Below are 434 nucleotides of genomic sequence, written 5' to 3'. Positions count from 1 at the left end.
GTTCGGATGATAGATCACTTGTGCTTTTAGCGTATGTTTCTTCTTTTTACCACTGTAGAACTTACTCTGGGCAGAGTAAAACTTGAAGTGCGACATAAACCACCTAATTAATTTAAAGGGTTTATGGAGTATATAAAATTGTCATACCATCATCTTAACTTTGAAGATCGTACTGCATTAATGCTTGAGTCAAGAAAAGAAGGCTTTTCAGCCAGAAAATTTGCTGAACTCATTAAAAGACATCCTAGTACGATCTATCGTGAGCTTAAAAGAAATAGCATCAATGACGTTTATCAAGCTCGATATGCTTCTGATAACACCTTCGCTAGACGTAGACGTGGTCACAGAAAACTCAAAATCGATTCAATCCTCTGGAAATTTATTGTTGAAGCGATCCGTTGTTTATGGTCTCCTCAGCAAATAGCAAAGCGTTT

The 434-nt window shown here is 36.9% G+C and carries 1 protein-coding gene; it reads left to right on the top strand.

Features of this window, described 5'->3' with window-relative positions; all coding sequences use genetic code 11:
* Positions 1 to 180: 180 nt before the first annotated feature.
* Positions 181 to 434, top strand: a 254-nt coding sequence (locus J671_RS24805; RefSeq protein ID WP_240490959.1) for a helix-turn-helix domain-containing protein, incomplete at its 3' end; no start/stop codon positions are given.

Source organism: Acinetobacter sp. 1130196 (assembly GCF_000588095.1).
Lineage (GTDB): Bacteria > Pseudomonadota > Gammaproteobacteria > Pseudomonadales > Moraxellaceae > Acinetobacter > Acinetobacter nosocomialis.
Note: the sequence above shows the minus strand (reverse complement) of the source record. Positions and strands in the feature narration are given on the sequence as shown.